The sequence below is a fragment of the Beijerinckiaceae bacterium genome (genome assembly GCA_004564215.1).
Taxonomy (GTDB): Bacteria; Pseudomonadota; Alphaproteobacteria; order Rhizobiales; family Beijerinckiaceae; genus Methylocapsa.
In genome coordinates this window covers 335,360-358,118 of sequence record CP024846.1, presented here as the reverse complement: position 1 = coordinate 358,118, position 22,759 = coordinate 335,360, and the positions used below count along the sequence as shown (strand labels likewise).

At 59.2% G+C, this 22,759-nt stretch carries 24 protein-coding genes, 1 other RNA gene and 1 pseudogene; 16 read left to right on the top strand and 10 right to left on the bottom strand.

Annotation, left to right across the window (positions count from 1 at the left end):
- Positions 1-35: 35 nt before the first annotated feature.
- Complete coding sequence (locus tag CU048_01580; protein QBR70182.1) at positions 36-794, bottom strand: MFS transporter; 759 nt, start codon at positions 792-794, stop codon at positions 36-38.
- Positions 795-919: 125 nt separating this feature from the next.
- Here CU048_01580 and CU048_01575 point away from each other — a divergent pair, with 125 nt between their 5' ends.
- Complete coding sequence (locus CU048_01575) at positions 920-1,234, top strand: transcriptional regulator (GenBank protein ID QBR70181.1); 315 nt, start codon at positions 920-922, stop codon at positions 1,232-1,234.
- 161 nt (positions 1,235-1,395) lie between these two features.
- On the opposite strand, the gene CU048_01570 is transcribed toward CU048_01575, so the two are convergent.
- Positions 1,396-2,205, bottom strand: a complete 810-nt coding sequence (locus CU048_01570; GenBank protein ID QBR70180.1) for a thymidylate synthase — start codon at positions 2,203-2,205, stop codon at positions 1,396-1,398.
- 53 nt (positions 2,206-2,258) lie between these two features.
- Positions 2,259-2,759: a hypothetical protein gene (locus CU048_01565; GenBank protein QBR70179.1), complete on the bottom strand. Its 501-nt coding sequence runs from the start codon at positions 2,757-2,759 to the stop codon at positions 2,259-2,261.
- Between the two features lie 241 nt (positions 2,760-3,000).
- Here CU048_01565 and ssrA point away from each other — a divergent pair.
- From ssrA to CU048_01540, 5 genes are all read left to right on the top strand, one after another.
- Positions 3,001-3,364: a transfer-messenger RNA gene (ssrA, locus tag CU048_01560) on the top strand.
- A 71-nt stretch (positions 3,365-3,435) separates the two neighbouring features.
- The gene (locus CU048_01555; protein QBR70178.1) at positions 3,436-4,023 is read left to right on the top strand and encodes a hypothetical protein; all 588 of its coding nucleotides are present in this window, start codon (positions 3,436-3,438) and stop codon (positions 4,021-4,023) included.
- Positions 4,023-4,220 carry a DUF4169 domain-containing protein gene (locus CU048_01550; GenBank protein ID QBR70177.1) on the top strand — a complete coding sequence of 66 codons (198 nt, stop codon included), beginning with the start codon at positions 4,023-4,025 and terminating at the stop codon, positions 4,218-4,220. The genes CU048_01555 and CU048_01550 overlap by 1 nt, the downstream gene beginning before the upstream one ends.
- The gene (locus tag CU048_01545) at positions 4,213-4,455 is read left to right on the top strand and encodes a hypothetical protein (protein QBR70176.1); all 243 of its coding nucleotides are present in this window, start codon (positions 4,213-4,215) and stop codon (positions 4,453-4,455) included. The genes CU048_01550 and CU048_01545 overlap by 8 nt, the downstream gene beginning before the upstream one ends.
- A gap of 82 nt (positions 4,456-4,537) precedes the next feature.
- Entirely contained in the window at positions 4,538-6,895 is a 2,358-nt protein-coding gene (locus CU048_01540; protein ID QBR70175.1) for an ATP-dependent DNA helicase, read from the top strand.
- A 680-nt stretch (positions 6,896-7,575) separates the two neighbouring features.
- On the opposite strand, the gene CU048_01535 is transcribed toward CU048_01540, so the two are convergent.
- The 3 genes and pseudogenes from CU048_01535 to CU048_01525 form a co-directional block, all read right to left on the bottom strand.
- Positions 7,576-7,956: a tautomerase family protein gene (locus CU048_01535; GenBank protein ID QBR70174.1), complete on the bottom strand. Its 381-nt coding sequence runs from the start codon at positions 7,954-7,956 to the stop codon at positions 7,576-7,578.
- A 61-nt stretch (positions 7,957-8,017) separates the two neighbouring features.
- Positions 8,018-8,105, bottom strand: a pseudogene (locus tag CU048_01530) (hypothetical protein).
- On the bottom strand, positions 8,106-9,440 hold the full coding sequence (locus CU048_01525; GenBank protein ID QBR72570.1) for a hydroxyacid dehydrogenase: 1,335 nt from the start codon (positions 9,438-9,440) through the stop codon (positions 8,106-8,108).
- A gap of 286 nt (positions 9,441-9,726) precedes the next feature.
- Between CU048_01525 and CU048_01520 the strand changes: the two genes are divergently transcribed.
- A complete protein-coding gene (locus tag CU048_01520) occupies positions 9,727-11,109 on the top strand; it encodes a hypothetical protein (protein QBR70173.1) in 1,383 nt (460 codons plus the stop codon).
- 20 nt (positions 11,110-11,129) lie between these two features.
- On the opposite strand, the gene CU048_01515 is transcribed toward CU048_01520, so the two are convergent.
- Positions 11,130-11,558 carry a MerR family transcriptional regulator gene (locus CU048_01515; GenBank protein QBR70172.1) on the bottom strand — a complete coding sequence of 143 codons (429 nt, stop codon included), beginning with the start codon at positions 11,556-11,558 and terminating at the stop codon, positions 11,130-11,132.
- Between the two features lie 73 nt (positions 11,559-11,631).
- Here CU048_01515 and CU048_01510 point away from each other — a divergent pair, with 73 nt between their 5' ends.
- Genes CU048_01510 through CU048_01500 form a run of 3 tightly spaced genes read left to right on the top strand, consistent with a single transcriptional unit; the run spans position 11,632 to position 12,661 of the window.
- Positions 11,632-11,979: a mercury transporter MerT gene (locus CU048_01510; protein ID QBR70171.1), complete on the top strand. Its 348-nt coding sequence runs from the start codon at positions 11,632-11,634 to the stop codon at positions 11,977-11,979.
- A gap of 15 nt (positions 11,980-11,994) precedes the next feature.
- Entirely contained in the window at positions 11,995-12,270 is a 276-nt protein-coding gene (merP, locus tag CU048_01505; GenBank protein ID QBR70170.1) for a mercuric transport protein periplasmic component, read from the top strand.
- Positions 12,271-12,283: 13 nt separating this feature from the next.
- A complete protein-coding gene (locus CU048_01500; protein ID QBR70169.1) occupies positions 12,284-12,661 on the top strand; it encodes a carboxymuconolactone decarboxylase family protein in 378 nt (125 codons plus the stop codon).
- On the opposite strand, the gene mviN is transcribed toward CU048_01500, so the two are convergent.
- Positions 12,658-14,208 carry a murein biosynthesis integral membrane protein MurJ gene (mviN, locus tag CU048_01495; GenBank protein QBR70168.1) on the bottom strand — a complete coding sequence of 517 codons (1,551 nt, stop codon included), beginning with the start codon at positions 14,206-14,208 and terminating at the stop codon, positions 12,658-12,660. The two genes, CU048_01500 and mviN, sit on opposite strands and share 4 nt — an antisense overlap.
- Positions 14,209-14,221: 13 nt before the next feature.
- Positions 14,222-15,217: a glycosyltransferase gene (locus CU048_01490; GenBank protein ID QBR72569.1), complete on the bottom strand. Its 996-nt coding sequence runs from the start codon at positions 15,215-15,217 to the stop codon at positions 14,222-14,224.
- 166 nt (positions 15,218-15,383) lie between these two features.
- On the opposite strand from CU048_01490, the gene CU048_01485 reads away from it, so the two are divergent.
- The 3 genes from CU048_01485 to guaA all read left to right on the top strand — a co-directional run bounded on the left by CU048_01485 (position 15,384) and on the right by guaA (position 18,732).
- Entirely contained in the window at positions 15,384-16,259 is an 876-nt protein-coding gene (locus tag CU048_01485; GenBank protein ID QBR70167.1) for a hypothetical protein, read from the top strand.
- A 15-nt stretch (positions 16,260-16,274) separates the two neighbouring features.
- Complete coding sequence (locus CU048_01480; GenBank protein ID QBR70166.1) at positions 16,275-17,048, top strand: oxidoreductase; 774 nt, start codon at positions 16,275-16,277, stop codon at positions 17,046-17,048.
- 112 nt (positions 17,049-17,160) lie between these two features.
- Positions 17,161-18,732, top strand: coding sequence for a GMP synthase (glutamine-hydrolyzing) (gene guaA / locus CU048_01475; protein ID QBR72568.1), 1,572 nt, complete (start codon positions 17,161-17,163; stop codon positions 18,730-18,732).
- Between the two features lie 80 nt (positions 18,733-18,812).
- On the opposite strand, the gene CU048_01470 is transcribed toward guaA, so the two are convergent.
- The gene (locus CU048_01470) at positions 18,813-19,259 is read right to left on the bottom strand and encodes a MarR family transcriptional regulator (protein ID QBR70165.1); all 447 of its coding nucleotides are present in this window, start codon (positions 19,257-19,259) and stop codon (positions 18,813-18,815) included.
- A 93-nt stretch (positions 19,260-19,352) separates the two neighbouring features.
- On the opposite strand from CU048_01470, the gene CU048_01465 reads away from it, so the two are divergent.
- From CU048_01465 to CU048_01455, 3 genes are all read left to right on the top strand, one after another.
- The gene (locus tag CU048_01465) at positions 19,353-19,886 is read left to right on the top strand and encodes a hypothetical protein (protein ID QBR70164.1); all 534 of its coding nucleotides are present in this window, start codon (positions 19,353-19,355) and stop codon (positions 19,884-19,886) included.
- A gap of 161 nt (positions 19,887-20,047) precedes the next feature.
- Positions 20,048-20,908: an alpha/beta hydrolase gene (locus tag CU048_01460; protein ID QBR72567.1), complete on the top strand. Its 861-nt coding sequence runs from the start codon at positions 20,048-20,050 to the stop codon at positions 20,906-20,908.
- Positions 20,909-20,994: 86 nt separating this feature from the next.
- Positions 20,995-22,623, top strand: coding sequence for an oxidoreductase (locus CU048_01455; protein QBR70163.1), 1,629 nt, complete (start codon positions 20,995-20,997; stop codon positions 22,621-22,623).
- The last annotated feature ends 136 nt before the right edge of the window (positions 22,624-22,759 follow it).

Genomic DNA, 22,759 nt, shown 5'->3' with positions numbered 1-22,759 from the left:
GGTCTGGGCTTTATGCCCAGACCATAACTTAGCCCTCACGCGCACATCCCGGCATGGACCGATGGCGTTTGCTGCAGGGGGCGCTCCTGGCGGAGCTTCGCCAAGGATGCCAAATGCAGCAGCACCGACAGGGGCACCAGAAATGTCGGGATCAGCACCAAGGGAAACCTGCTGACGAGTTCATTTGGTGTATCGAAGGCGAATAACTGGAGTGTTGAGGGGGAGGTGAGAAATCCTGTCGTGACCGCGACCAAGAGGTCGGCGAGGCCGAAGAGGTTCCATGCCCTGACGAGATCTGCATTTTGACCCGGTGCGCGCGCATAGGCGATGGCAATGACCGGTGCGAGAACGCCGACCAGTAGGTCGCCTAAACCCGCCGGCCAGGCAAAGAGCGCCGGCAACCAGCCCGTTGCATAGAGAACCAGGAAAACTCCGCCTTCGGCCCGATAGAGCTGCACGCCGACGAGCCATTGTTGAGGCACGGCATGAAGGATTCGCGCCAGCCCGGCCGATCGCCAAAATAGCACCGCGCCGATCAGGATCGGCAAGAAAATTCCGAATTGAATCGTCGGTACGTCATTCGAGCCAGCGGCATAGACGTTCAGCAATGCGAGGGCGATCGCCGCCGCAAACCATCCGAAGAGAATTGCAGCCGCCCAGCCGACACTCGCCTTGCGTTCGCCCGGCTTCCAGCCGGCTCTTTGCAAGGCCAGGTGTAAGCCAAACAGGATGGCTCCCAGCATGACGAGCGTGCCGGTGAGGATGAAATAGGGAAGATAGGAAGGAATCGTCATAGCGTGCCTCCTTTGGGTGGATGGAAACGCGGTAAGGCCTCCTTCATTAATAACTAAATAAGTTATAGTGACTTGTCAATATATAGTTACTTGTAAAATTCAAGCCAGGCTGCTATTTTAGCTATATGCCAAGCGGATATGAGCAAAATTGCCCCATCGCCCAGGCCCTCGACGTCGTCGGCGAAAAATGGTCCTTGCTGGTTTTGCGGGATCTTTTTCGCAACGGCGCTTTGCGGTTTCAGGATCTCGAAGCGGGGCTTTTGGGAATTGCACCGAACACGCTGTCAGCGCGTCTCAAGACCCTCGAAAAACATGGGCTCATCGCCTCGCGGCTTTATGAAAAACATCCGCCACGGTTTGAATATTATTTGACCGAAAAAGGTCAAGCTTTAGGTCCGGTGCTGAAAGCGTTGCATCGGTGGGGCGAGCGCTTCGGTTAGGCGCGGCAAAGGCACCCTCGGCTGCTCGCCATTCCCTTAAGTGCCGGCTTAGAGCGCTTCCCGATCGGACGGAAGCATCTGATCGAAAAGGAATCGCTCAAGTTCAACGAGTTGGAGCATGTTCTGATCGAAAAAGTCGGTCAACTTTTTCGGAACAGGCTCTAGACTGCGATCGGCGCCGCGATCGTCGGATAGGGGTCGTAAGCCTCGATCACAATGTCTTCGGGACGAAAATCGAAGATCGACCGAACATTGGGGTTGACTTTCAACCGGGGCAGGGACCGCGGACTCCGGCTGAGCTGCAAGCGCGCCTGTTCCAGATGGTTTTGGTAGAGATGCGCATCGCCGAAACTGTGCACGAAATCGCCGACCGCGAGGCCGGTGACCTGCGCGACCAGGCTGGTCAACAGCGCATAGCTCGCGATATTGAAAGGCACTCCGAGAAACACATCGGCCGAGCGCTGATAAAGTTGGCAGGACAGCTTTTTCGCGCCGTCGGTCGCTTCGCTCACGTAAAATTGGAAGAGGCAATGGCAGGGGGCGAGCGCCATCGCTGGCAGATCGGCCGGGTTCCAGGCAGAGACGATGAGGCGGCGCGAAAATGGATTGCGCTTGATTTCGGTGACAACGTCGGAAATCTGGTCGATCACCTGCCCGCTCGGCGCCTGCCAAGCACGCCATTGCTTGCCATAAACCGGCCCCAGATTGCCCTGGCTGTCAGCCCATTCATCCCAAATGCGGACTCCATGCTCATTGAGGTAGGCGATATTGGTATCGCCGCGCAAAAACCATAAAAGCTCATGGACGATCGACGTCCAATGCAGCTTTTTGGTCGTGACGAGCGGAAAGCCCTCGCTGAGGGCGAACCGCATCTGATATCCGAAAATCGAGCGAGTTCCGGTCCCGGTGCGGTCGGCCTTGGCTTCGCCCTCGCTGAGGATTTTGGCGAGGAGATCGAGATAGGCTTGCATCAAACCTTCTAAAAACTTCTGGCCGCGATAGACCGGCTGATGTTCAGCTGGGCTTAGGCGGCGACGCCGAGATTGGCCGAGATTTGGGCGAGCGTTGCTTTTTCGGCTTCACTGACCGGGACACCGCCAAAGCCAAGAAATCCGCCCTCGGTCGATGCTTCCGCCACCGCCTGGGCGATATGGCGCAACCAGCTTTTAAAAGCATTGGCATTCGACGGCGATTTGGCATCCAAGATCGCGGCAGCCTGTCTGAGGACCTCCAGCGCCGCCACGGTAATCTCGGCCGGTTTCTTCCCGGACAGTTGAGCCCGAAGGGCTTCGCGCGTGGTTGCGCGCCCATCTCCGGTCTCGAATTCGCCGGCAACAGCCTTGATGAGTTCGTTGGCTCTCGCGTCATGCGCCGCGCTCATGACCGCCTGGGCGCTGGCAATGCTTTCTTTCAATGTACCCCAAAGTCCGCTCGGATCGGCCGCGGTCACCGCAATCCCCGCCATCATCACGCTTTCGAGCAAGGTCGTCCATTCGGCGGGGGTGAAATCTGATTTGCTGGCCATCGGTTTTCTCCTCTTTGAGCGAGCATTCGCAGGTACAGGTAACAACATGAAACAGCGAATCGTGCCGGACTACCGTCTAACTGCCTTTCATGACCTGGGATTTAAGCGAGGCGAATTTTGGAGGCGGCCCTGAGGCTACAGCACCTGCCGTTTCCAGCCAAGCACGGGCGGGGGAATGCCCGCTGCTTGCGACGCTTGTTATCCACCGGTCTTCAGCTAAGGGATTTGGCGGTTTGCCATTCAACTTTGAAAATGGCGCGGTAATGCTTATATTCATTTTGCCGCCTCGGCGGCTATGGCGATAAACGGCGTCGAAATAAGCTCTTCGGACCCGGGGGCGGTACCCGGCGCCTCCACCAAAGCCTGTCCCGCAATTCTGCGGGAGGCGGGTTTTGGCGGGGGCGAAATAGGTTCGACGGGGAGTGTAAAGGATGTCCTTTTGCCCGGCATGGTTCCGCCGTCATCGGGCCGAACTTATAGTTGCCAACGACAACTATGCTCCGGTGGCTGTTGCTGCGTAATGCGGTAATGGTACCGAAATAAAGCCCTTGGAGGTTGCACTTTAAGGCGGGGTTCGGAGGCACCTGGCAACAGAAGCCTCCACTTTATGCTTGGATTTTTGGGCGTCGAAGCATTAGGCTTTTTTGGGTGGAAGCTCTCTTTTGGATGGCGCTGAATGGCGGCTGACCTGATCCGTTACGATCTGCTTGTTCAGGACGCCTTGCGGGGGGTCGTTCGAAAAGTTCTTTCCGATGCGGCGCGCGACGGCCTTGCCGGCGATCATCATTTCTACATCAGCTTCCGGACCCATGCGCGCGGCGTGCGGCTATCGTCACGGATGCGCGAAGCGTATCCGGACGAAATGACGATTGTTCTGCAGCATCAATTCTGGGATCTCAACGTCACCGACCAGGCGTTTGAAGTCGGGCTGTCGTTCAAGAATATTCCGGAAATGCTGCTCATACCGTTCGACGCCATCACCCGTTTTTCGGATCCGTCGGCCGAGTTCGACTTGAAATTTACACTCGCCGATGAACTGGTCGAGACGGGCGCCAATGATAAGGGTTTTCCGCACCCGCAGAGCGCCTCTCCGCTTGTTTTCGAAACGTCGCCGCCCGAGCAGGCGCCGCTCCTTCCCCCCCTAGGGCAAGAAAACGACGCCGCGCTTTCAGCGGGGCTGGAGGAGGCCGGGGACGGTGCCGAAACCGCCGCGCAGGGTGAAGCAAAAGTTGTTTCCATCGAAGCTTTTCGCAAGAAGAGCTGATGGGCGACATCGTCAATCTGCGCCGCGCGCGGAAGCAAAAGGCCCGCGTAGCGGCCGCCAATGACGCCACCGCAAAGCGGATTGAATTCGGCCGAAGCCCGCGAGCCCGCGTTGCGGAGAGCGAGGCGAGGGCGTTGGAATTGAGCCGCCTCGAAGCGCATCGGCGAGAGGGGCGCGGAAGCGAAGATCATGAATGAGGCAAAGCAGGAGGCCTCGAACGCTGTTGTCAAACATTCCCTCGCAATTGCGGGACATCGCACCAGCGTTTCTCTCGAAGCTGCGTTTTGGGAAGAGCTTAAGGGCATAGCGAACACCCGCGGAGAATCGGTCGCCTCGATAATCGCCTCGATCGACGCGGGGCGTGGCGGCGCCAATCTTTCCTCGGCGATCCGGGTGTTCGTTTTGCGGGAAGCGACCCAACTCAAGCGGTAGGTTCGGCGCCCGCTGATTTGACGCATAATGCGCAACAACGTGGTGATTCGTTTCTGACATGCTTTGAGGAGCCCGAGCCCGGTTGACCGACGAACTTTCCCTTGCCGCTCTCGATGCACCTGCGCCTGGGGGAATTGCCGCTCGTGCCCGAGCGGCCGCCGGGCCTCGCCGCTATCTTGACGGATTGAACGCCGAACAGCTCGAGGCGATCGAGGCCGTCGAGGGTCCGCTTTTGGTGTTGGCGGGCGCGGGCACCGGGAAGACCCGCGTTCTAACCACAAGAATTGCCCATATTCTCGCTCAGGGTCGCGCGCGCGCGCATGAAATTCTTGCCGTCACCTTCACCAACAAGGCGGCGCGGGAAATGAAAGAGCGCGTCGAAATGCTCGCGGGTCCAGTGGCCGAAGGCATGCCTTGGCTTGGCACATTCCACGCGATTTCGACCAAGATTTTGCGCCGTCATGCCGAACTCGTCGGCTTGAAATCGGGATTCACCATCCTCGATACGGACGATCAGATTCGTTTATTGAAACAGGTGTTGAAAGCCGAGAATATCGACGACAAGCGCTGGCCCGCCCGTGCGCTCGCGTATCAAATCGATGCCTGGAAAAATCGTGGCCTCGATCCTCCGCACGTTCCCGCTGGTGAGGCGGCGGCATTCGGCAACGGCAAGGGCGGAATTCTCTATGCTCTCTATCAGGAAAGGCTCAAGATTCTCAATGCTGCCGATTTCGGTGATCTGCTTCTTGAAAGCCTGAGACTTTTTCGCGAAAATCCTGATGTCTTGAAACTTTATCAGGACCGCTTCCGCTATATGCTCGTCGATGAGTATCAGGACACCAATATTGTTCAATATTTGTGGCTGAGATTGCTCGGCCAAGGGCGCCAGAATCTTTGCTGCGTCGGCGACGACGACCAATCGATCTATGGCTGGCGCGGCGCCGAGGTCGATAACATTCTGCGTTTCGAGACCGATTTTCCGGGCGCTAAAATCGTTCGGCTGGAACGCAATTATCGCTCGACCGGTCACATTCTGGCGGTCGCGGCCGGTCTCATCGCGCATAATGAGGGTCGGCTTGGCAAAACGCTCTTCACCGATGGCGAATTAGGCGAGAAGCCAACCGTGACCGGGGTCTGGGATTCCGAAGAAGAGGCCCGTGTCGTCGGCGAAGAGATCGAGCAGTTGCAGCGTAAGGGCCATGCCCTGGACGAAGTGTCGATTCTCGTGCGCGCCTCCTTTCAGATGCGCGAATTCGAGGAACGGTTCATTACCCTTGGCTTGCCTTACAGAGTGATCGGCGGTCCGCGCTTTTACGAGCGCGCCGAGATTCGTGATGCGCTCGCCTATCTGCGTTGTGTGGCGCAGCCCGCCGACGATCTGGCTTTTGAGCGTATCTTCAATCAGCCGAAGCGCGGCCTCGGCGACGCCACTCTGCAGATCCTGCACGATCATGCGCGACGCGCCCGCATCCCCCTGATTCAAGCGGCAACGGCGCTCGTCGAGACCGAGGAATTAAAACCGAAGCAGCGCCAGACCTTACGAGGTCTCCTGACTGATTTCTCACGCTGGGCCAGCTTGATCGAAACGAAGCCGCAGGGCGAACTCGCCGAAATCATCCTGGAGGAATCCGGCTACACGGATATGTGGCGCAAGGACCGCACCGCCGACGCCGCCGGACGTCTTGAAAATCTAAAGGAGCTCGTCCGCTCGATGGAGGAGTTTCCCGATCTTGGCAGCTTCCTTGAACATATTTCACTCGTGATGGAGGTCACGAATGCGGATGCCGGCGCGCGCGTCTCGATCATGACCTTGCATGCCGCGAAAGGCCTTGAGTTCGAGACCGTGTTTCTGCCCGGATGGGAGGAGGGTCTTTTTCCGCATCAGCGTTCGCTGGATGAATCGGGACGTGCTGGACTCGAGGAGGAGCGCCGCCTCGCCTATGTCGGCCTGACCCGCGCCAAGCGCAGGGCAAAGATCTATTTCGCTACCAACCGGCGGATTCATGGTCTTTGGCAGACGACCATTCCCTCGCGGTTCTTGGATGAATTGCCGGAACCGCATGTCGAAGTGGTCGAGGCTTCGACGGGTTCCGCTTATGGCGGCTACGCCCAGTCCCGGTTTGCCAATATGGACACTTACGGGTCATCCTATGCAACCCCGGGCTGGCAGCGCGCAAAGCGTCGTGGTGAGGAGGCAAGGCAGGCACAGGGACGAGCCGAAACTTTTCAGGAAAGCCGGGCGCGGCGCGGTCCGATGCAGATCGAGGGCGAACTCGTCGCCAGTTCCGGCGCCCGGTCTTCCTTTGCAAAAGGCGCGCGGGTTTTTCATACCAAATTCGGCAATGGAACAGTGTCGGCCGTCGACGGCAACAAGCTCACCGTCGATTTCGATAAGGCCGGCCGCAAAATGGTTTTGGAGAGTTTTGTTCAGGCCGGCTAGGCTTAGCTATCAACGGGGTGGACTGCATGCTTTTTTCAATCGGGTCCATCACATTCCTGGTGGGGCTAGCACTTGTAGTCATTGCCATACTGGGGGGTGGAATCGAAGTTAAGGAAATAAAAATTCCAGCGCTTGGTCCGTTTCCTCGCGTGCTCAGTTTTTTGACCGGTATTGCGATACTGGCCTTATGCATTTTTTGGCCGACGATCTTTACGGATTTTAAGACCGAGGCTCAAAATCCGTCAGGAAAAAATCAAGCCGCATGGCCTTCGCCCTCTTCGCCGCCCGCCCCAGCTCCGCTCATATCTCCGACGCCAGCTCCAGCTACCGCCCCATCGCCACCTCCAACACTATCCCCCGTGATCTCTCCCACTCAACCGACGTCGGTGACCGGCGGCTGGTATGTGATGCTTGGATCCTTCGCTGCCAGCAACGGGGACCTAGCCTTCAGTTCGGCAGAGCGCGTGAAAAACCAGGCAGCTCAAAAATGCAACGTCTCCGCACGCACGGAGTTGTCGGCTGAAATTGAAGGTTTCACGCCAGGATTTGTATCGTCTTTCCTGGGTCCCTTCGAAACCCAAAAAGATGCAGCCGCCGGCAGGGACAAGGTTTTACCCTGTGTACCTGACGCCTACATAAAAAATACCCGGCGATAACATGCAGCGATACCGGCGAAAGATTTAGGCATATTGCCCAATGCCGTTTCCAAAAGACCAATTCTCCTTCGGAACTTCCAGAATATTCACAAAAATATTCTCCGGCCGGATCCCCGGGTTCTTGGCCAACAGCTCCGCGATGCGGGCGTAAAGCGCCTTCTTCTTGTCCGGGCCACGGGTATTGTTGGCGGTGATCTGAATGATCACCAGATTGTCATCGCGGGCGATGTCCAGATAGTTTTCGCCAAAGACAAAATTGCTCTTGTCATATTCGTCGATGGTCATGAACCGATCGTTTTCGGGCACGTCGAATACATCTCGCATCGCCTGATAGAGACCCTCCGTGATGGCGCGACGATATTCCGGCGGCTTGCCTTTCAAGAGGGATATGCGGGTCAGGGGCATCACAAAAACCTTTCTTGTCGCATCTGCGGAGGTCCTTAGATCACGATGATTTTGGATCGACTCAATCCAAAATCATGAACGTGATCGATTCCAAAAGCTTAGAGCGGGATGCGGGCGGAAAACCGGGTTCCACTTTTCCTCATCCCGCTTTAGAGGACTTTTCCGGGATTCAAAATACCCTTTGGATCGAGCGCACGCTTGATCGTGTGCATCAGTTCCATCGAAGTCTTATCCTTCACTTTCGGCAAAAGATCGCGCTTTAATTGCCCTATCCCATGTTCGGCGGAAATCGACCCCTTATGGGCGATGACGATTTCGTAAACGAGCGCGTTGATCTCATCCCAGCGGGCCAAAAACGCTTCCTTATTGGCGCCGACCGGCTGCGAGACATTGCAATGAATGTTGCCGTCGCCCATATGGCCGAAGGCGACCAGCCGTGCCCCCGGAATGGCGGAAACGACGGCGTGCTCGACCTCTTCCAAAAACGCGGGAATATCCGCAATCGGGACGCTGACGTCATGTTTGATCGATCCGCCCTCGCGGCGCTGAACCTCGGACATGAATTCGCGCAGCTTCCAGAAGCTCTCGCGTTGACCGAGGGAGGCGGCGATCACGGCGTCTCCGATGATATGCTTCTGGCTTGCTGCATTGAGGAGGGCGAGCAACCGGGCGTTCAGCCCTGCTTCATTTTGCGAGCTAAGTTCGAGCAGCACATACCAAGCGTGCTTGGTGGGCAGCACATCCCGCACGCCTTCGCTATGCGCCAGAACGAATTCGACGCCGATCCGCGGAATGAGTTCGAAACCTGTGATTTCACCGCCAGCCGCTTCACGCGCAAGATCAAGCAAGGCGAGTGCGGCGCGGGGTGAATCGAGACCGATAAAGGCGGTCTCGATGGCGCGGGGTTTCGGGAAGAGTTTCAAGACCGCCGCCGTGATGACCCCGAGTGTCCCTTCCGAGCCCATGAAGAGGTTTTTCAGGTCATAGCCGGTGTTGTTCTTTTTGAGTTTCGAGAGATCGGAAAGAATTCGCCCATCGGCGAGCACGACTTCGAGTCCGAGGACGAGATCGCGCGCATTGCCATAGGCGATCACATGTGTGCCACCGGCATTCGTGGAAAGATTGCCGCCGATCGTGCAGGAACCTTCGGAAGCAAGCGAAAGCGGAAACAGCCGCCCGGCGTGCTCGGCTTCCGTTCTGACCCGCGCCAAGATCATGCCGGCTTCGACCGTCATGGTATTCGAGGCAAGATCGATTTCGCGGAGCGCTTGCATGCGGCCCAGCCACAGCACGATTTCATTGCCGCGCAGGTTCGGACTTTGGCCGCCGACGAGCCCGGTATTTCCTCCCTGCGGGACGACCGGGGTATCGGTGTCATGGCAAAGTTTTAGTACGGCCGCGACTTCTAGCGTCGAACCGGGCTGCACGACGCACAGCGCTTTGCCGCGAAAGAGATCGCGGGGTTCGCGCAGAAACCCGTCCATCGCGGCCTCGTCGGTGATGACATTTTTATTGCCGACGATCGATTCGAGGCGCGCAAGGACTCCGGCGGAGGCTGCCTGTCGAGCGGCTGCATCGGTCACGTCGGACGTCTCATCTGTGCCAGCCAATTGAAAAGAGACCACCGTGGTTTCTTGAATGCCTCCTTATGTGGCGCAATCCCGGCGCGATCGCAATATTGCTGCGCGGGCAGTTGAGGCCGGGCGTAAACCGGGTATGTTCCATATTCGGCCTCCCGCCGCTTTGCGGGACAATTGGTTAGGAGAATCTATGGCGGCGCTCGAAACGGTGTTGGCGAAGATAGACGCAAATCTTGATTTTGCCTTGGGGCGGCTTTTCAAATTGATTGAAATCCCGTCCGTTTCGACCGACCCCGCTTATGCGGGTGAATGTGCAAAGGCCGCTGACTGGCTTGTGGCGGAACTGAAAGACATTGGCTTCGAGGCGTCGGTACGCCCGACGCCTGGCCATCCGATGATCGTCGGACACGCGAAGGCCGCACGTCCGGACGTCCCGCATGTACTTTTTTACGGCCATTACGATGTGCAGCCGCCCGATCCCCTCGATCTTTGGGAGACCCCGCCCTTCGAACCCCGCCTTGTCGAGGCAGAAACGGGTAAACGCATTGTCGGGAGGGGAGTCGCGGACGACAAAGGCCAGTTGATGACCTTCATCGAGGCCTGTCGTGCCTACAAGCAAACCGGCGACTTGCCCTGCCACATCACCTTCCTGCTGGAAGGCGAGGAGGAAACCGGTTCGCCTTCGCTCCCCGGCTTTCTTGCCGCGAACAAAGCTGAGCTGCAAGCCGATCTAGCGATCGTCTGCGATACCGGGATGTGGGATCGCGCGACGCCGGCGATTACCACCATGCTGCGCGGCCTGGTGCTTGAGGAAGTCGTCATTCGTGCCGCCGACCGCGATCTTCACTCGGGGATTTTTGGGGGCGCGGCGATCAATCCGATCCATGTCTTGGCGCGCATTATCGCCGATCTGCACGACGAAAATGGAAAGATTACCCTTCCGGGCTTTTACGACGGTGTCGCCGAATTGCCGGAGGAGATTGCTCAGCAATGGCAGGAATTGAGCTTTCGCGCAGAAACATTTTTGGGCGAGGTCGGGCTTTCGGTGCCCGCCGGGGAAAAGGGCCGAAGCGTCCTTGAAATGGTCTGGGCGCGCCCAAGCTGCGACGTGAACGGCATCATTGGCGGTTATACCGGCAAGGGATCGAAAACCGTTCTGCCGGCCGAGGCCAGTGCCAAATTCTCGTTTCGCCTGGTTGGAACTCAGAACCCGGACAAGATCGCGGAAACCTTCCGAACCTTCGTCAAAGCGCGGCTTCCAGCTGATTGCAGCGCCGAATTTATCTCGCACGGAGCCTCGGGTGCGGTGCATTTGCCGTTCAGTTCGGAATCCTTGTCGCGAGCGCGCAGGGCGCTTGAAGCCGAATGGGGCCGCGATCCTGTGCTCGCCGGATGCGGCGCATCGATTCCGATCGTTGGTGCCTTCAAAAAAGATCTGGGGATGGACAGTTTGATGATCGGATTCGGTCTCGAAGATGATCGCATTCACTCGCCGAACGAGAAATATGAGCTTTCCTCTTTCCAAAAAGGAACCCGAAGCTGGGCGCGTGTCTTGAACGCACTTTCGCTCTAAGCTGCCCATTTCGCACGATTTTATCGCGAAACTGGTTCGTGGATCATCTTCTCATCTTGCGCCAAGCTCTGGATGATGGGGCAGTCGTTTCCTTGGAGCTCGGTGCAGCATTGCGCCGTCAGCGCCGATAGCGTCTCGCGTCGCGCAGCCAAATCCGCCAATTTGGCATCGATAAGGGCAATCTTATGCAGTGCCAGTTCGCGCGTTGTGACGCAGGCCTGCGTTGCGTCTCGCCGCGGGAGTCCGGCGATTTCAGCCAGTGTGAAGCCCAGCGCCTGGGCTCGTTTGATGAAATGGATCCGTTGCGCCAAGTCGACAGCGTAGCGTCGGTAGGCGCCTTGCGGCCGGTCGGGGAGGGCGAGCAAACCACGCCGCTGGTAATAGCGGATCGTCTCGACATTCACGCCGGCCCGTTTGGCTAGGCCGCCAATCGTGACTTCTTGGGCCATGCAAATTCCTCTTGATTCCGTACCTGCGTACAGAGTTTACACTGCGATCGACTGGTGAGTTCAAAATAATCGCATGGCCGAATCGACTGCAAATCGAAGCTTGATCGCTGGCGCCATGGCCGCCGTGGCCGCGTCGGTCTGCTGTGTCGGGCCGCTCGTATTGCTCGGGTTTGGCATAAGCGGCGCCTGGATCGGAAACCTCACCGAGCTGGAGCCTTACCGCTCCATTTTCAGCGGCTTGACGTTGATGTTCCTTGGTCTTGCCTTCCGCAAGCTCTATCTGGTGCCGCGGTCATGCAACCCTGGTGCGTCCTGTGCTGGAACGGATGCGCTTAAGCGGCAAAGGCTCACGTTCTGGATCGTGACGATATTGCTTTTTGGCTTGCTGGCCGTGCCCTTTTCGGCCCCGTTGTTCTATTAGCCGAGGAGACTTCCCTTGCGCAGTTTTCTAATTCTCTCGCTTGTCGCGATGCCCATGGTGGCTTTAGCCGGAGCACCGATGACGGTAACGCTCGACGTGCAGAAAATGACCTGTCTGGTCTGCCCGCTGACCGTGAGGAAAGCGCTGGAGAAGGTGACGGGCGTCAGCGAGGTCAAGGTGGATTTCGGCAACAAGACTGCCACTGTCACTTATGATCCGGACCAGGCGGGATCGGCGGCGCTCATCAAGGCGACCACCGAGGCCGGCTATCCTTCCACCGTGAAACCGTGAGGCAGGAGCGCTCATGCAAATGGTAGACATCGACCCATCCCTCGGCTTGATCGCCGAATTCGGCAAGCTCACCAAGTCGACGACGCGCCATATTCACGCGATGCGGCAGGAGGCGATCTTCACCGATGGCGTATTGCCGGCGCGTTTCAAGGCGCTGGCCGCAATGCTCTGGGCCATCTCGGCCCGGTGCGAGCCCTGTGCGAAATTTTACGTCCAACAGGCGGTGAAACTTGGCGCGACCGAGGCCGAGCTTGGGGAAATCTTGGCTGTGGCCTCGGCGATGGGCGGCTGTGTCGGCGAGATGTGGGCGCTGAAAGCCTACCAAGAATATAAAAACTGCACGGCGCCAGGCTTAAATCTTGATGCCGCGCCGGGCTGTTGCGAGACTTAGGGCTCGCTTGCTGCGACGGCCGGGCGCCGCCGTAGTCGTACCCCGGCGATGCGCAGAGCGGCGAAGAGAACGATCCCATAAACCAGAGCCCCAGTAGCGCCGAGAAGCAGAAGCTCAAGGACATTGGCGAACCGTCCCAGGCTCGCGGTCAGTTGGCGAGCGGGGGCCGGTGCAAAGAGAGCGAAGACCGCTAGAACGAAGGACGCCACCGTGACCGTAGTGGTTGCCTTCCAAAAAAATAAATCGATCCGCATCAAGCCACGCCGGATCGCGAAAAAACACAAAAGCATGAGATTGATCCAGGCGCCCGCCGCCGTGGCGGCGGCGAGCCCCGGCGCTCCAAATGGCTTGAACAGGACGATCTTTAGGGCGACATTGATCGCGACCGCTGTCAGCGCGATCTGCATCGGCGTCGTTGTATCGCCGCGGGCCTGGAAGCTTGGTACTGCCGAGCGCAGAAGCACGATCGCGATAAGCCCAAATCCATAGGCTGTGAGCACGGCGGCCGACTCTTGGGCTGCGTACGCCGTGAAGGCGCCGCGCAGGAAAACGCCGCGCATAATCGAATCCGAGATCATGATGAAGGCGATGAAGAATGGCGCTGATACCGCAAGGGTGAGCGCCATCGTCCGGTTCTGCGCATGCAAGGCGGCACCGGGATTGCCGGCCGCCAGCAAACGGCTCATCTCCGGCAGCAGCACCGTGCCGGCTGCAATTCCGATGACCCCAAGCGGCAGTTGATAGATCCGGTCGGCATAATAGATCGACGATGGGCCTCCGGTGGGCAGCAGCGAACCGATGATCGTGTCGGCGAAGAGCGCGATCTGCGCGCCCGCCGAGCCGATCACGGCCGGTCCCAGGGTCGTCAAAAAGTGCTTGATGTGCTTGGTCATTGAGGGCCGCGTGAAGCGCTCGAAAATGCCGGCGTGATGAGCGGCCCCCGCCGTCAGGGCGAGCTGCAGCACGCCAGAGACCGTCAGTCCCCAGCTCGCCGCCAATCCGGGATTGGAGAAGAGGAAGGCCACGCTGAGGAAGACGATCATTGAAAGATTCATGACGACGGGTGTCATGGCCGCGGCGGTGAAACGCCTATGCGCATTCAAAGTACCCGATTGCAAGGTAACGAGGGTGATGAACAGGAGATAGGGAAAGGTGATGCGGGTCAGCGTGACAGTGAGCGCGAATTTCTCCGGATCGTCTCGAAAGCCGGGCGCGAGAAGATCGATCAGATAGGGCGTAAAAATCCAGGCGAGCGCCAGCAGGACGATTTGGGATGCAAGCAGCCCCAAAAATATCTGGCCGGAAAAGATTCGCGCGGCGGCAAGGCCCTCCGATTGAAGCACCCGCGCGTAACTTGGAACATAGGCGGAATTGAAAGCGCCTTCGCCAAAAATGGTACGAAAATGATTGGGGAGACGCTGAGCCACGACGAAAGCGTCTGCGAGCATCCCGGCCCCGAGGACCGCGCCGAGCAGCACGTCGCGAAAAAAGCCGGCAGCGCGCGAGAGCAGGGTGAGGGCGCCGACAGAAACCAAGCTTTTGTACATGCAGACTTTCGAGTCAGTCAGGACGAACCGGATCATCCGGCAGGAGGGGCGCGATCCCGATGCGCTCCTCGATCAAATAGAGCGGCCGCCGCTTCACTTCGGCAAAGATACGCCCAATATATTCCCCGATGATACCCAGCGACAGCAATTGGATTCCGGCAAAAAATGTAATCGAAACGATCAACGAGGCATAACCGGGAACGTCGACCCCTAAAATGAGGGTACGGATCAAGAAAAAGCTCGCAAGAGTCAGCGCCAGTAGCGATGTGGCCAGTCCGATATAGCTCCAAACTTTAAGAGGAATTGTTGAAAAGGACATCAGCCCGTCGAGGGCAAGATTTGTCAATTTGCGATAGCTGAATTTGGATACGCCGTGGGCGCGTGCCTCGACCTCGAAAGGTACGCCGATCGATTTGAAACCAATCCAGGCGTAAAGTCCTTTCGAGAACCGCGCGTGCTCGCGCATGACGCGGAGGGCAGCGACGGCTTGCGCATCGAGGAGGCGAAAATCGCCAGCGCCTTCGGGAAGCCGGATATCGCCGACCGAGCCGAACAGCTTGTAGAAGCGCTGCGTCAAGAGCCGCCGAATCGGATGGTAGACGGGGTCGACGCGCTGGGCGAAGACATTCTTGTATCCTTTGCGCCAGTGCGCGACAAAGCTCTCGATCAGTTCGGGCGGATGCTGCAGATCGGCATCCATGATGATGGTCGCCGCCCCGCTTGCGTAATCCAGGCCGGCCGCGATCGCGACCTCCTTGCCAAAGTTGCGGCTGAGCGAAAGCGCGCGGATTCGCCCGTCCGTCTGGTTAGCGGCGCGAACGACTTGCAGCGTCGGATCGGTGGAGCCATCGTCGACAAAGATGATTTCGAACGAGGTCGCACATTGCTCAAGGACCGGCACGAGCCGCTTCAGCAGAGCTTCAATGCTTCGCGCCTCGTTGTAGACCGGTGCAACGACCGAAAGCTCGGCGGCCTTCCTGGCTCCCGGCCCGGCTGCGGATTCAGTCATAATCATATGGCCTCAAGAATCAAAACTGCCGCGACATGGGAGCAAACCATTTTCCGCTTAGGCTTTTGCGGCCGGTTGAGCAAGAAGCTTGCACATGTGCCGGAAGCAGGACTATTCATTTCAGGAATAAGTTCGAGACATCTGGCTTGCAGCGAAGGTTTTGTCTTTGGGGAGTACGGAAGCATCTTTTTCATTCAGTCTCTGTGCTGACGATTTCGCCCTGTCGCCTGGCGTAAGTCGTGGCATCCTTGAGGCGCTTGGCGCGGGCCGTCTGAGTGCAACGAGTGTGATGACGACGCGCCCATTCTGGCCGAAGGGTGCAAAGGAACTGCGCCCATTCAAGGGCAACGCCGATATCGGCCTTCACCTCAATTTGACACTTGGACTGCCGCTGGGGGCCATGCCGCACTTTGCTGTGTCCGGCGGGCGCCTTCCGGAAATCGGTCATGTTCTGGCAGCCTCTCGCCGCGGACAGTTGCCGGAAGCAGAAATAAGCCAGGAAATAACCCGCCAGCTCGACAGTTTTTGCGATCACTTTGGGGCTCCGCCCGATTTTGTTGACGGTCACCAGCACGTCCAGATTTTGCCCCAAATCCGCGCGTGCCTGTTTAAGTGTCTCGAAGCCAAGGGGCTTTCCGGCAAGATTTGGTTGCGGTCGAGCGCCGATCGGCCGTTTCGAATTTTGACGCGCGGCGTGGAATTGAAAAAAGCTCTCGGAATTGCCTGGCTCGCGAGAGGTTTTGCCAAGGAGGCCGCCGCGCGCGGATTTATCACCAACGACGGCTTTTCCGGTTTTTCCGCATTTGACCCAGCGCGCGACTACGCCGCCGACTTCGCCCGCTATCTTCGCGCGCCCGGGCAGCGGCATCTGATCATGTGCCATCCGGGCTATTGCGACGAAGAACTCGTCGCAGTCGATCCGGTGACGCAGCCCCGCGAACGTGAACTCAGCTTTCTTCTATCTCCTGCGTTTCCGCAATTGCTCGATCGCAAAGGCGCGCGGCTCGTTCGATTTGAACATCTTCTTGCTTCACGCCCCTAACCCGAGGCTCAGCTGATGTATCGCGCACATCCGACAGACGGCATTGCCTGGGTTACGGGCGCAAGTTCCGGCATCGGGCGTGAGGTGGCGCTTGAACTTGCCCGGCGCGGTTACACGGTGGCGGTGACGGCCCGCCGGGTGGACGAACTGCAAGCCCTGGCGGCCCAGTCCCCAAATATCTTTGCCTTTCCCGGAGATACGACGGATCGCGCTGCAATCGCTGGGATCGTGGCTGAAATCGAGGCGGCGCACGGACCCATCGCCCTCGCTTTTCTCAACGCGGGCGTTTATTTCGTCGCCGAGCGCGACCGGTTTTCGGCCGATCTCATCCGGCGTACCTTTGAGATCAATCTCGACGGGACCGTCAATTGCCTCGATCCGATCATCGTGGCGATGGAACGGCGTGGTAAAGGCCAGATCGCGATCACCTCCTCCTTGGCCGGCTATGGTGGCATTGAGGGGTCCTGCGCTTATGGTTCGACCAAGGCGGCCCTGATCTACATGGCGGAAGCCTTGAATCTCACCTATCGGCAAGCGGGCCTCACGGTCCAGGTTGTAAATCCCGGCTTTGTCCGCTCGGCCATGACGGCGCAAAATGATTTTTTCGAAATGCCTTTTCTCATGGATGCGGATCGGGCGGCGAAGATTATTTGCGACGGCTTCGAGCGTAGCGGCTTCGAAATCACCTTTCCGCGCCGCCTCGCTTATACGTTCAAGTTGCTTTGCCTGTTACCCTATTCCCTTTATTTCCCAGCTATGCGGCGGGCGGGACGCCGGGCGCGGCGGTAGCCGCAGCTGGTCAATTCCCGGCGACGGCTTGCGTCCTGGCTGACGATCGCCTAATCGGGCACTTTAGCGACGAGGATGGGCTTAGGTGGCGGAGGATATTCTGCATAGCGTCGTGACCTCGCATCACGACAAGGTTTTGATTGTCGATTTCGGCTCGCAGCTGACGCAACTGATTGCCCGAAGGGTCCGCGAGGCCGGTGTCTATTGCGAAATCACACCTTTCCAGAATGCCGCCAAGGCTTTTGCGGAGCTCGCGCCAAAAGCGGTGATCTTATCCGGCGGCCCGGCCTCCGTGCACGACCAGGGTGCACCCCGCGCCGTCGATGCCCTCTTCAGCGCCGGTGTGCCGGTGCTGGGAATTTGCTATGGCCAGCAAGTGATGGCCACGCAATTGGGCGGCACCGTCGCGGCCGGACACAAACGCGAATTCGGCCGCGCCGAGGTGGCGGTGCTGCAACCAAGCGCGCTGTTTGACGGGGTGTGGGAAAAAGGCCAGCGCTATCCCGTCTGGATGAGCCACGGCGATGCGGTGACCGAATTGCCGCCTGGATTTTCCCGCATTGCGGCTTCTGAAAACGCGCCGATGGCGGCGGTCGCCGATGAGACGCGCGGCCTCTATGGCGTGCAGTTTCATCTCGAAGTCGCGCACACTCCGGACGGCGCGAGGCTGCTTTCGAATTTCGTTCACAAGGTTGCCGGGCTGCGTGCCGACTGGACCATGGGCGCGTTTCGGCGGGAGGCTGTGGCGGCGATCCGCGCGCAAGTCGGCACGGGCCGGGTCTTGTGCGGTCTCTCTGGCGGCGTCGATTCCGCCGTGGCCGCGGTCCTGATCCATGAAGCGATCGGCGAGCGCCTGACCTGCGTCTTCGTCGACCATGGTCTGCTGCGCCTCGGGGAGGGCCAAGAGGTCGTCCGGCTGTTTCGCGATCATTATAATATTCCGCTCGTCCATGTCGAAGCCGAAGCCCTGTTTCTCGGGGCTCTGACGGGGATCAGGGACCCCGAAGAAAAGCGCAAGATTATCGGACGGCTGTTCATTGCGACCTTCGAAGCCGAGGCCAAGAAGATCGCCGCCGATGGGCGTGGACTGCCGGAGTTCTTGGGGCAGGGCACGCTTTATCCGGATGTGATCGAGAGCGTCTCGGCGAGCGGTGGACCTTCGGTCACCATCAAATCGCATCATAATGTCGGCGGCCTTCCCGAGCGGATGAAGATGAAGCTGGTTGAACCGTTGCGGGAATTGTTCAAGGACGAGGTGCGCGACCTCGGCCGGGAATTGGGCTTGCCCGAAAATTTCGTCAACCGGCATCCGTTTCCGGGGCCGGGACTGGCCATTCGCTGCCCCGGTGGGGTGACGCCGGAGAAGCTTGAAATCTTGCGGCGGGCCGATGCCATCTACCTTGAAGAGATTCGAAAGGCCGGCCTCTATGACAAAATATGGCAGGCCTTCGCGGTTTTGTTGCCGGTGCAAACCGTGGGTGTCATGGGCGATAGCCGCACTTATGAATTTGTCTGTGCGCTCCGCGCCGTGACGTCGGTCGATGGTATGACGGCGGATTTCTTTCCTTTCGACATGGCATTTCTCGGCCGCGCCGCGACGCGGATCATCAATGAAGTCAAGGGCATCAATCGCGTTGTTTATGACGTAACTTCAAAGCCTCCGGGCACGATCGAGTGGGAGTGAGGGGGTGTACTGCAGGGTAGGGTTAGGATATTGCCGCGTAGAGTCGGCAAGTGTCGCTGTGCGAAAGTTCTCGATAGTCATCAGACCACAAGCTCGGTTGACGTAACGGCTCGCATCAGCGTTCGCAATTCCGAATCCTGGCGGCTGCCGAAGGCGGCGTCGAACCCAGCCTGGGCGTTTGCCCAATAGGTCCACGCCTCGCTAAGGCGCTTTAGCCCGGCGTCCGTAAGGTGAAGTTCCTTGCTCCGGCGGTCGCCTACCCTTCGAGCGACGGCGATGAGGCCATCTCGCTGCAGAGGCAGAATATTCCGGCCAAGGGTCGTCCTGTCCATCACCATCGCCTCGGCGAGACGATTGATGGTCAACGGGCCTTCTTCCTTTAGCTTAGCGAGGATCGAGAACTGCGTTACCCGCAGCCCCGAGCGGGCCAGATGCTGGTCGTAGAACTGGCTTACGTGCCGGGCTGCCTGGCGAATCGCCAAGCAGGTGCAGAACTCGGGTAAGGCGGCATCATCCAATCTTGACATCCTCGATTGAAGGCGTATATGCGCATATAAGAGCGTATCTACACCTATGTCAACTGATCGCCGCCCGACGCTGATGACTCGCTGGGTGGTGAGATGGACTTACCAGCCTACAAAGAGCAGGCAGCCATGATAGATAGCTTTACCGTTCAGCACTGTGAGCATGTCAGCCAGCGTTCCTTTGAGGACGTTGTCGCTGCCTTTGAAGCCGAACAGGGTAGCGTCGAGGACCCCGCCATCATCCCGCGTGAGGTCGCCGCGGCTACCAGCCAAACCGATTTCGAGGCTCGCATCAGAGCCTACGAGGGCCGAAGCGGTTTCATGCGCTTTCTGACGAACGACCATGGCGCCTGGATGTCTAGGGTGGGTGTGCAAGCCAAGACACGGTCATACATCATAGGCAACCCGCTGATCGCTCAGACTATGATCACCCACGACCCCGCCGTCGGCCTCAACGTTCCGATAAGGGTCGTGATCTACCAAACGGCATCTGGTGAGGCTTGTCTGGCCTATGATCTGCCCTCGTCTCTGATGAGCCGGCTGCATAAAGAAGACGTATCCGCCGCAGCTCTCAAACTCGATGCCAAGCTCCGTGCCTTGGCGGAACTCGCAACCGGGGCGGTCGCCTGACAGCGGAAGCAACGCCCTACGGGTCGCGAACGCAGGGATAGTTCGAACGGAGATTCTCATGACGAACGTCGCCAACAGTTTCGGAACAGGAGGAGGCATGGAGGAAAGAGGAGTCGACCTCGATACCAATGATTGTGCGGCCAAGCGATCAGGAGGATGACATGAACGAACTCATTACCGCGAACCGTGAGGGTGCCACGCTGGAAACAGCGCCCACCCGCTACGTTGAGGGCAGCGGCATCCGCTTCGCCTATCGCCAGCTCGGCCCGTCGACCGGAACGCCGCTGGTTCTGCTGCAGCACTTCTCGGGCAACATCGACGCTTGGGACCCCGCCGTCGTGAACGCCCTGGCGGTCGATCGTCCTGTGATCGCCTTCGACAACGCCGGCGTCGGCCGTTCGACCGGCCAAACCCCTGACAATGTTGCGGCAATGGCCCGCGACGCAGTCACCTTCATTGAGCTGCTCGGCTTCTCCAAGGTCGACCTGCTGGGATATTCCCTCGGCGGCTGCGTTGCCCAGCTGATGGCGGTCGACCACGGCCCGCTTGTCCGCAAGCTGATCCTCGTCGGCACCGCGCCGCAGGGCGGTGAAGAGCACCTGCTGGCAGTCCTCAAGGAGGCTTTCTCCCACACCGAAGCGCCGGATCCGCGGCTGCCGCTGTTCTTCACCCAATCGGCCGCCAGCCAGGCCGCCGGCAAGGCGTTCCTGAACCGGGTCTATGCCCGCAAGGAAGACCGGGACACCGATAACGGAAGTGCCGTGACCGATCCGCAGGCCAAGGCCCTAATCACCTGGTGCGCGACGCCTGACCCCGAGCACGCCATCCTGCGCGCTATCAAGCAGCCCGCCCTCGTGGTCAGCGGCAGCCACGACACCATGCTGCCGGCGGGCAACGCCTATGCGATGTTCAAGGCTATGAGCAACGCTCAGCTGCTCCTCTATCCCGACTCCGGCCACGGCGCCCCCTTCCAACACCATGAAGTGTTCGTCAGCCATGTCCGGACCTTCCTCGACGCGTAGCCGAAAGTGCCACCACTCCGGCCCGGTCCACGCGACCGGGCCGGGCGGTCAGGGTTGAGGCGGAACTCCCATTTTTGGAGTGACAAATGAGCGAACCATCGGCTCTTGAGCGTCTTGACGCGGAATTCGCCCGCGAGGTGGAAGAAAACCAGCTTCGACTTCGCGGCTCTTTGCGGACCGCCTACGACTTTATCGTATGCGGATCCGGCTCGTCCGGCGCGGTTGTGGCGCGGCGGCTGGCTGAGAATCCGGACGTCTCGGTGCTGCTGATCGAGGCCGGTGGGAGCGACAGCGCACCCGAGGTGGAAATGGCGGCGGCGTGGCCGCTGAATCTGGGCAGCGCGCGCGACTGGGGTTTCACGGCCTTACCCAATCCGCACCTCAACGGGCGTGCCATCCCGATGAGCATGGGCAAGGTGCTGGGGGGAGGATCGAGCATCAACGTCATGCTCTGGGCTCGCGGCCACAAGAGCGACTGGGATTATTTTGCCGCCCAGGCCGGCGATCCCGCCTGGAGCTATGACTCCGTTCTGGGTATCTACCGCGAGATCGAAAACTGGCAGGGTACGCCCGATCCGGCCCGACGCGGGCAGAATGGTCTCCTTTACATCACGCCTCCGATCGAACCGCACCCCGTCGCAACCGCGATGCTCGACGCCGCCATCGAACTTGGCATCCCTGTCTTCGACGATGCGAACGGCTCCATGATGGAAGGCCCCGGGGGCGCTTCCTACTTCAACCTGCGCATTCGCGACGGCCGGCGACAGTCGATCTTCCGATCCTACACCTTCCCGCTGATGAACCAGCCGAACCTGACGGTACTGCCTGGCACCCTGGTCACGCGCGTGATCATCGAACGGGGAGCGGCGATCGGCCTGGAGTGCATCCTCGACGGTCGGAGCCACCGCTTCCTCGCCTCGCAGGAAGTGATCCTGTCCCTGGGTGCCATCCAGACCCCCAAGGTACTGATGCAGTCCGGCGTTGGCGATGCCGAAACGCTGGCATCCCTGGATATCCCACTGGTCCAACGTCTCCCGGGAGTGGGCGCCAACTTCCAGGACCACATCATGGTCTCAAGCTGCGTCTGGGAATATCCGGCGCCGCTGCCTCCCCATGGCAATGGAGGCGAAGCCACCATCTTCGCGAAGAGCGCGCCGGAGTTGGACAGTCCTGATATCCAGTTGCTTCAGGTCCAGTTTCCCGTCGCAACCGCCGAACTCGCTGGGCGCTACACCATTCCGGCAGGATCCTGGGGGATATTTCCGGCACTGCTACGTCCGCACAGCGTGGGCCGTCTGCGCCTGACTGGTGCCAAACCCGAAGATCCGATCCAGATCGATTCGCAAATCCTTTCCGATCCGGCCGATCTAACCGCATTGCGGCGGTGCGTGGAGCTTGCGCGGGAGGTTGGCAATGCTCAGGCGCTTCAGGGCTTCGTGAAGCGAGAGGTCATGCCGACGGTGCTCGACGCTGCCGCCATGGACAATTTTATCCGCGACGGCGTGACGACCATTTGGCACCAGAGCTGCACTGCCAAGATGGGGCACGACGACATGTCTGTCGTGGATAGCCGCCTCAAGGTCTACGGCGTCGACCGCCTCCGTATCGCCGACGCCTCCGTGATGCCGCGGGTTCCATTAGCTAACACCATGGCCCCTAGCGTCATTATCGGCGAGCAGGCGAGCAGGGCAATCACCCGCGAACGTCAGCTTTGACCGTGAAGTAAAAATGGTGCCCGATCGCGGGGTGACCTTTCTTCAAAAGGTCAACCTCGGGAACAGCGGCCCGCATCCTAGCGCGGTCTTAGATTCGCTGCGCGATCTGGTTGCATCGGCATGACGGACGAGGATT

Excerpts from the sequence above, each read along its gene's own strand:
- CU048_01545 (QBR70176.1), top strand. The coding sequence starts at position 4,213 with ATGAATGAGGCAAAGCAGGAGGCCTCGAACGCTGTTGTCAAACATTCC.
- CU048_01580 (QBR70182.1), bottom strand. The coding sequence starts at position 794 with ATGACGATTCCTTCCTATCTTCCCTATTTCATCCTCACCGGCACGCTC.
- CU048_01520 (QBR70173.1), top strand. The coding sequence starts at position 9,727 with ATGGCGGCGCTCGAAACGGTGTTGGCGAAGATAGACGCAAATCTTGAT.
- CU048_01455 (QBR70163.1), top strand. The coding sequence starts at position 20,995 with ATGAGCGAACCATCGGCTCTTGAGCGTCTTGACGCGGAATTCGCCCGC.
- mviN (QBR70168.1), bottom strand. The coding sequence starts at position 14,208 with ATGTACAAAAGCTTGGTTTCTGTCGGCGCCCTCACCCTGCTCTCGCGC.
- CU048_01570 (QBR70180.1), bottom strand. The coding sequence starts at position 2,205 with ATGCAAGCCTATCTCGATCTCCTCGCCAAAATCCTCAGCGAGGGCGAA.
- CU048_01470 (QBR70165.1), bottom strand. The coding sequence starts at position 19,259 with ATGTCAAGATTGGATGATGCCGCCTTACCCGAGTTCTGCACCTGCTTG.
- CU048_01525 (QBR72570.1), bottom strand. The coding sequence starts at position 9,440 with ATGGACGGGTTTCTGCGCGAACCCCGCGATCTCTTTCGCGGCAAAGCG.
- CU048_01490 (QBR72569.1), bottom strand. The coding sequence starts at position 15,217 with ATGACTGAATCCGCAGCCGGGCCGGGAGCCAGGAAGGCCGCCGAGCTT.
- CU048_01480 (QBR70166.1), top strand. The coding sequence starts at position 16,275 with ATGTATCGCGCACATCCGACAGACGGCATTGCCTGGGTTACGGGCGCA.
- CU048_01565 (QBR70179.1), bottom strand. The coding sequence starts at position 2,759 with ATGGCCAGCAAATCAGATTTCACCCCCGCCGAATGGACGACCTTGCTC.
- CU048_01460 (QBR72567.1), top strand. The coding sequence starts at position 20,048 with ATGAACGAACTCATTACCGCGAACCGTGAGGGTGCCACGCTGGAAACA.
- CU048_01510 (QBR70171.1), top strand. The coding sequence starts at position 11,632 with ATGGCCGAATCGACTGCAAATCGAAGCTTGATCGCTGGCGCCATGGCC.
- CU048_01465 (QBR70164.1), top strand. The coding sequence starts at position 19,353 with ATGGACTTACCAGCCTACAAAGAGCAGGCAGCCATGATAGATAGCTTT.
- CU048_01555 (QBR70178.1), top strand. The coding sequence starts at position 3,436 with ATGGCGGCTGACCTGATCCGTTACGATCTGCTTGTTCAGGACGCCTTG.
- CU048_01550 (QBR70177.1), top strand. The coding sequence starts at position 4,023 with ATGGGCGACATCGTCAATCTGCGCCGCGCGCGGAAGCAAAAGGCCCGC.
- CU048_01575 (QBR70181.1), top strand. The coding sequence starts at position 920 with ATGCCAAGCGGATATGAGCAAAATTGCCCCATCGCCCAGGCCCTCGAC.
- CU048_01515 (QBR70172.1), bottom strand. The coding sequence starts at position 11,558 with ATGGCCCAAGAAGTCACGATTGGCGGCCTAGCCAAACGGGCCGGCGTG.
- CU048_01500 (QBR70169.1), top strand. The coding sequence starts at position 12,284 with ATGCAAATGGTAGACATCGACCCATCCCTCGGCTTGATCGCCGAATTC.
- CU048_01535 (QBR70174.1), bottom strand. The coding sequence starts at position 7,956 with ATGCCCCTGACCCGCATATCCCTCTTGAAAGGCAAGCCGCCGGAATAT.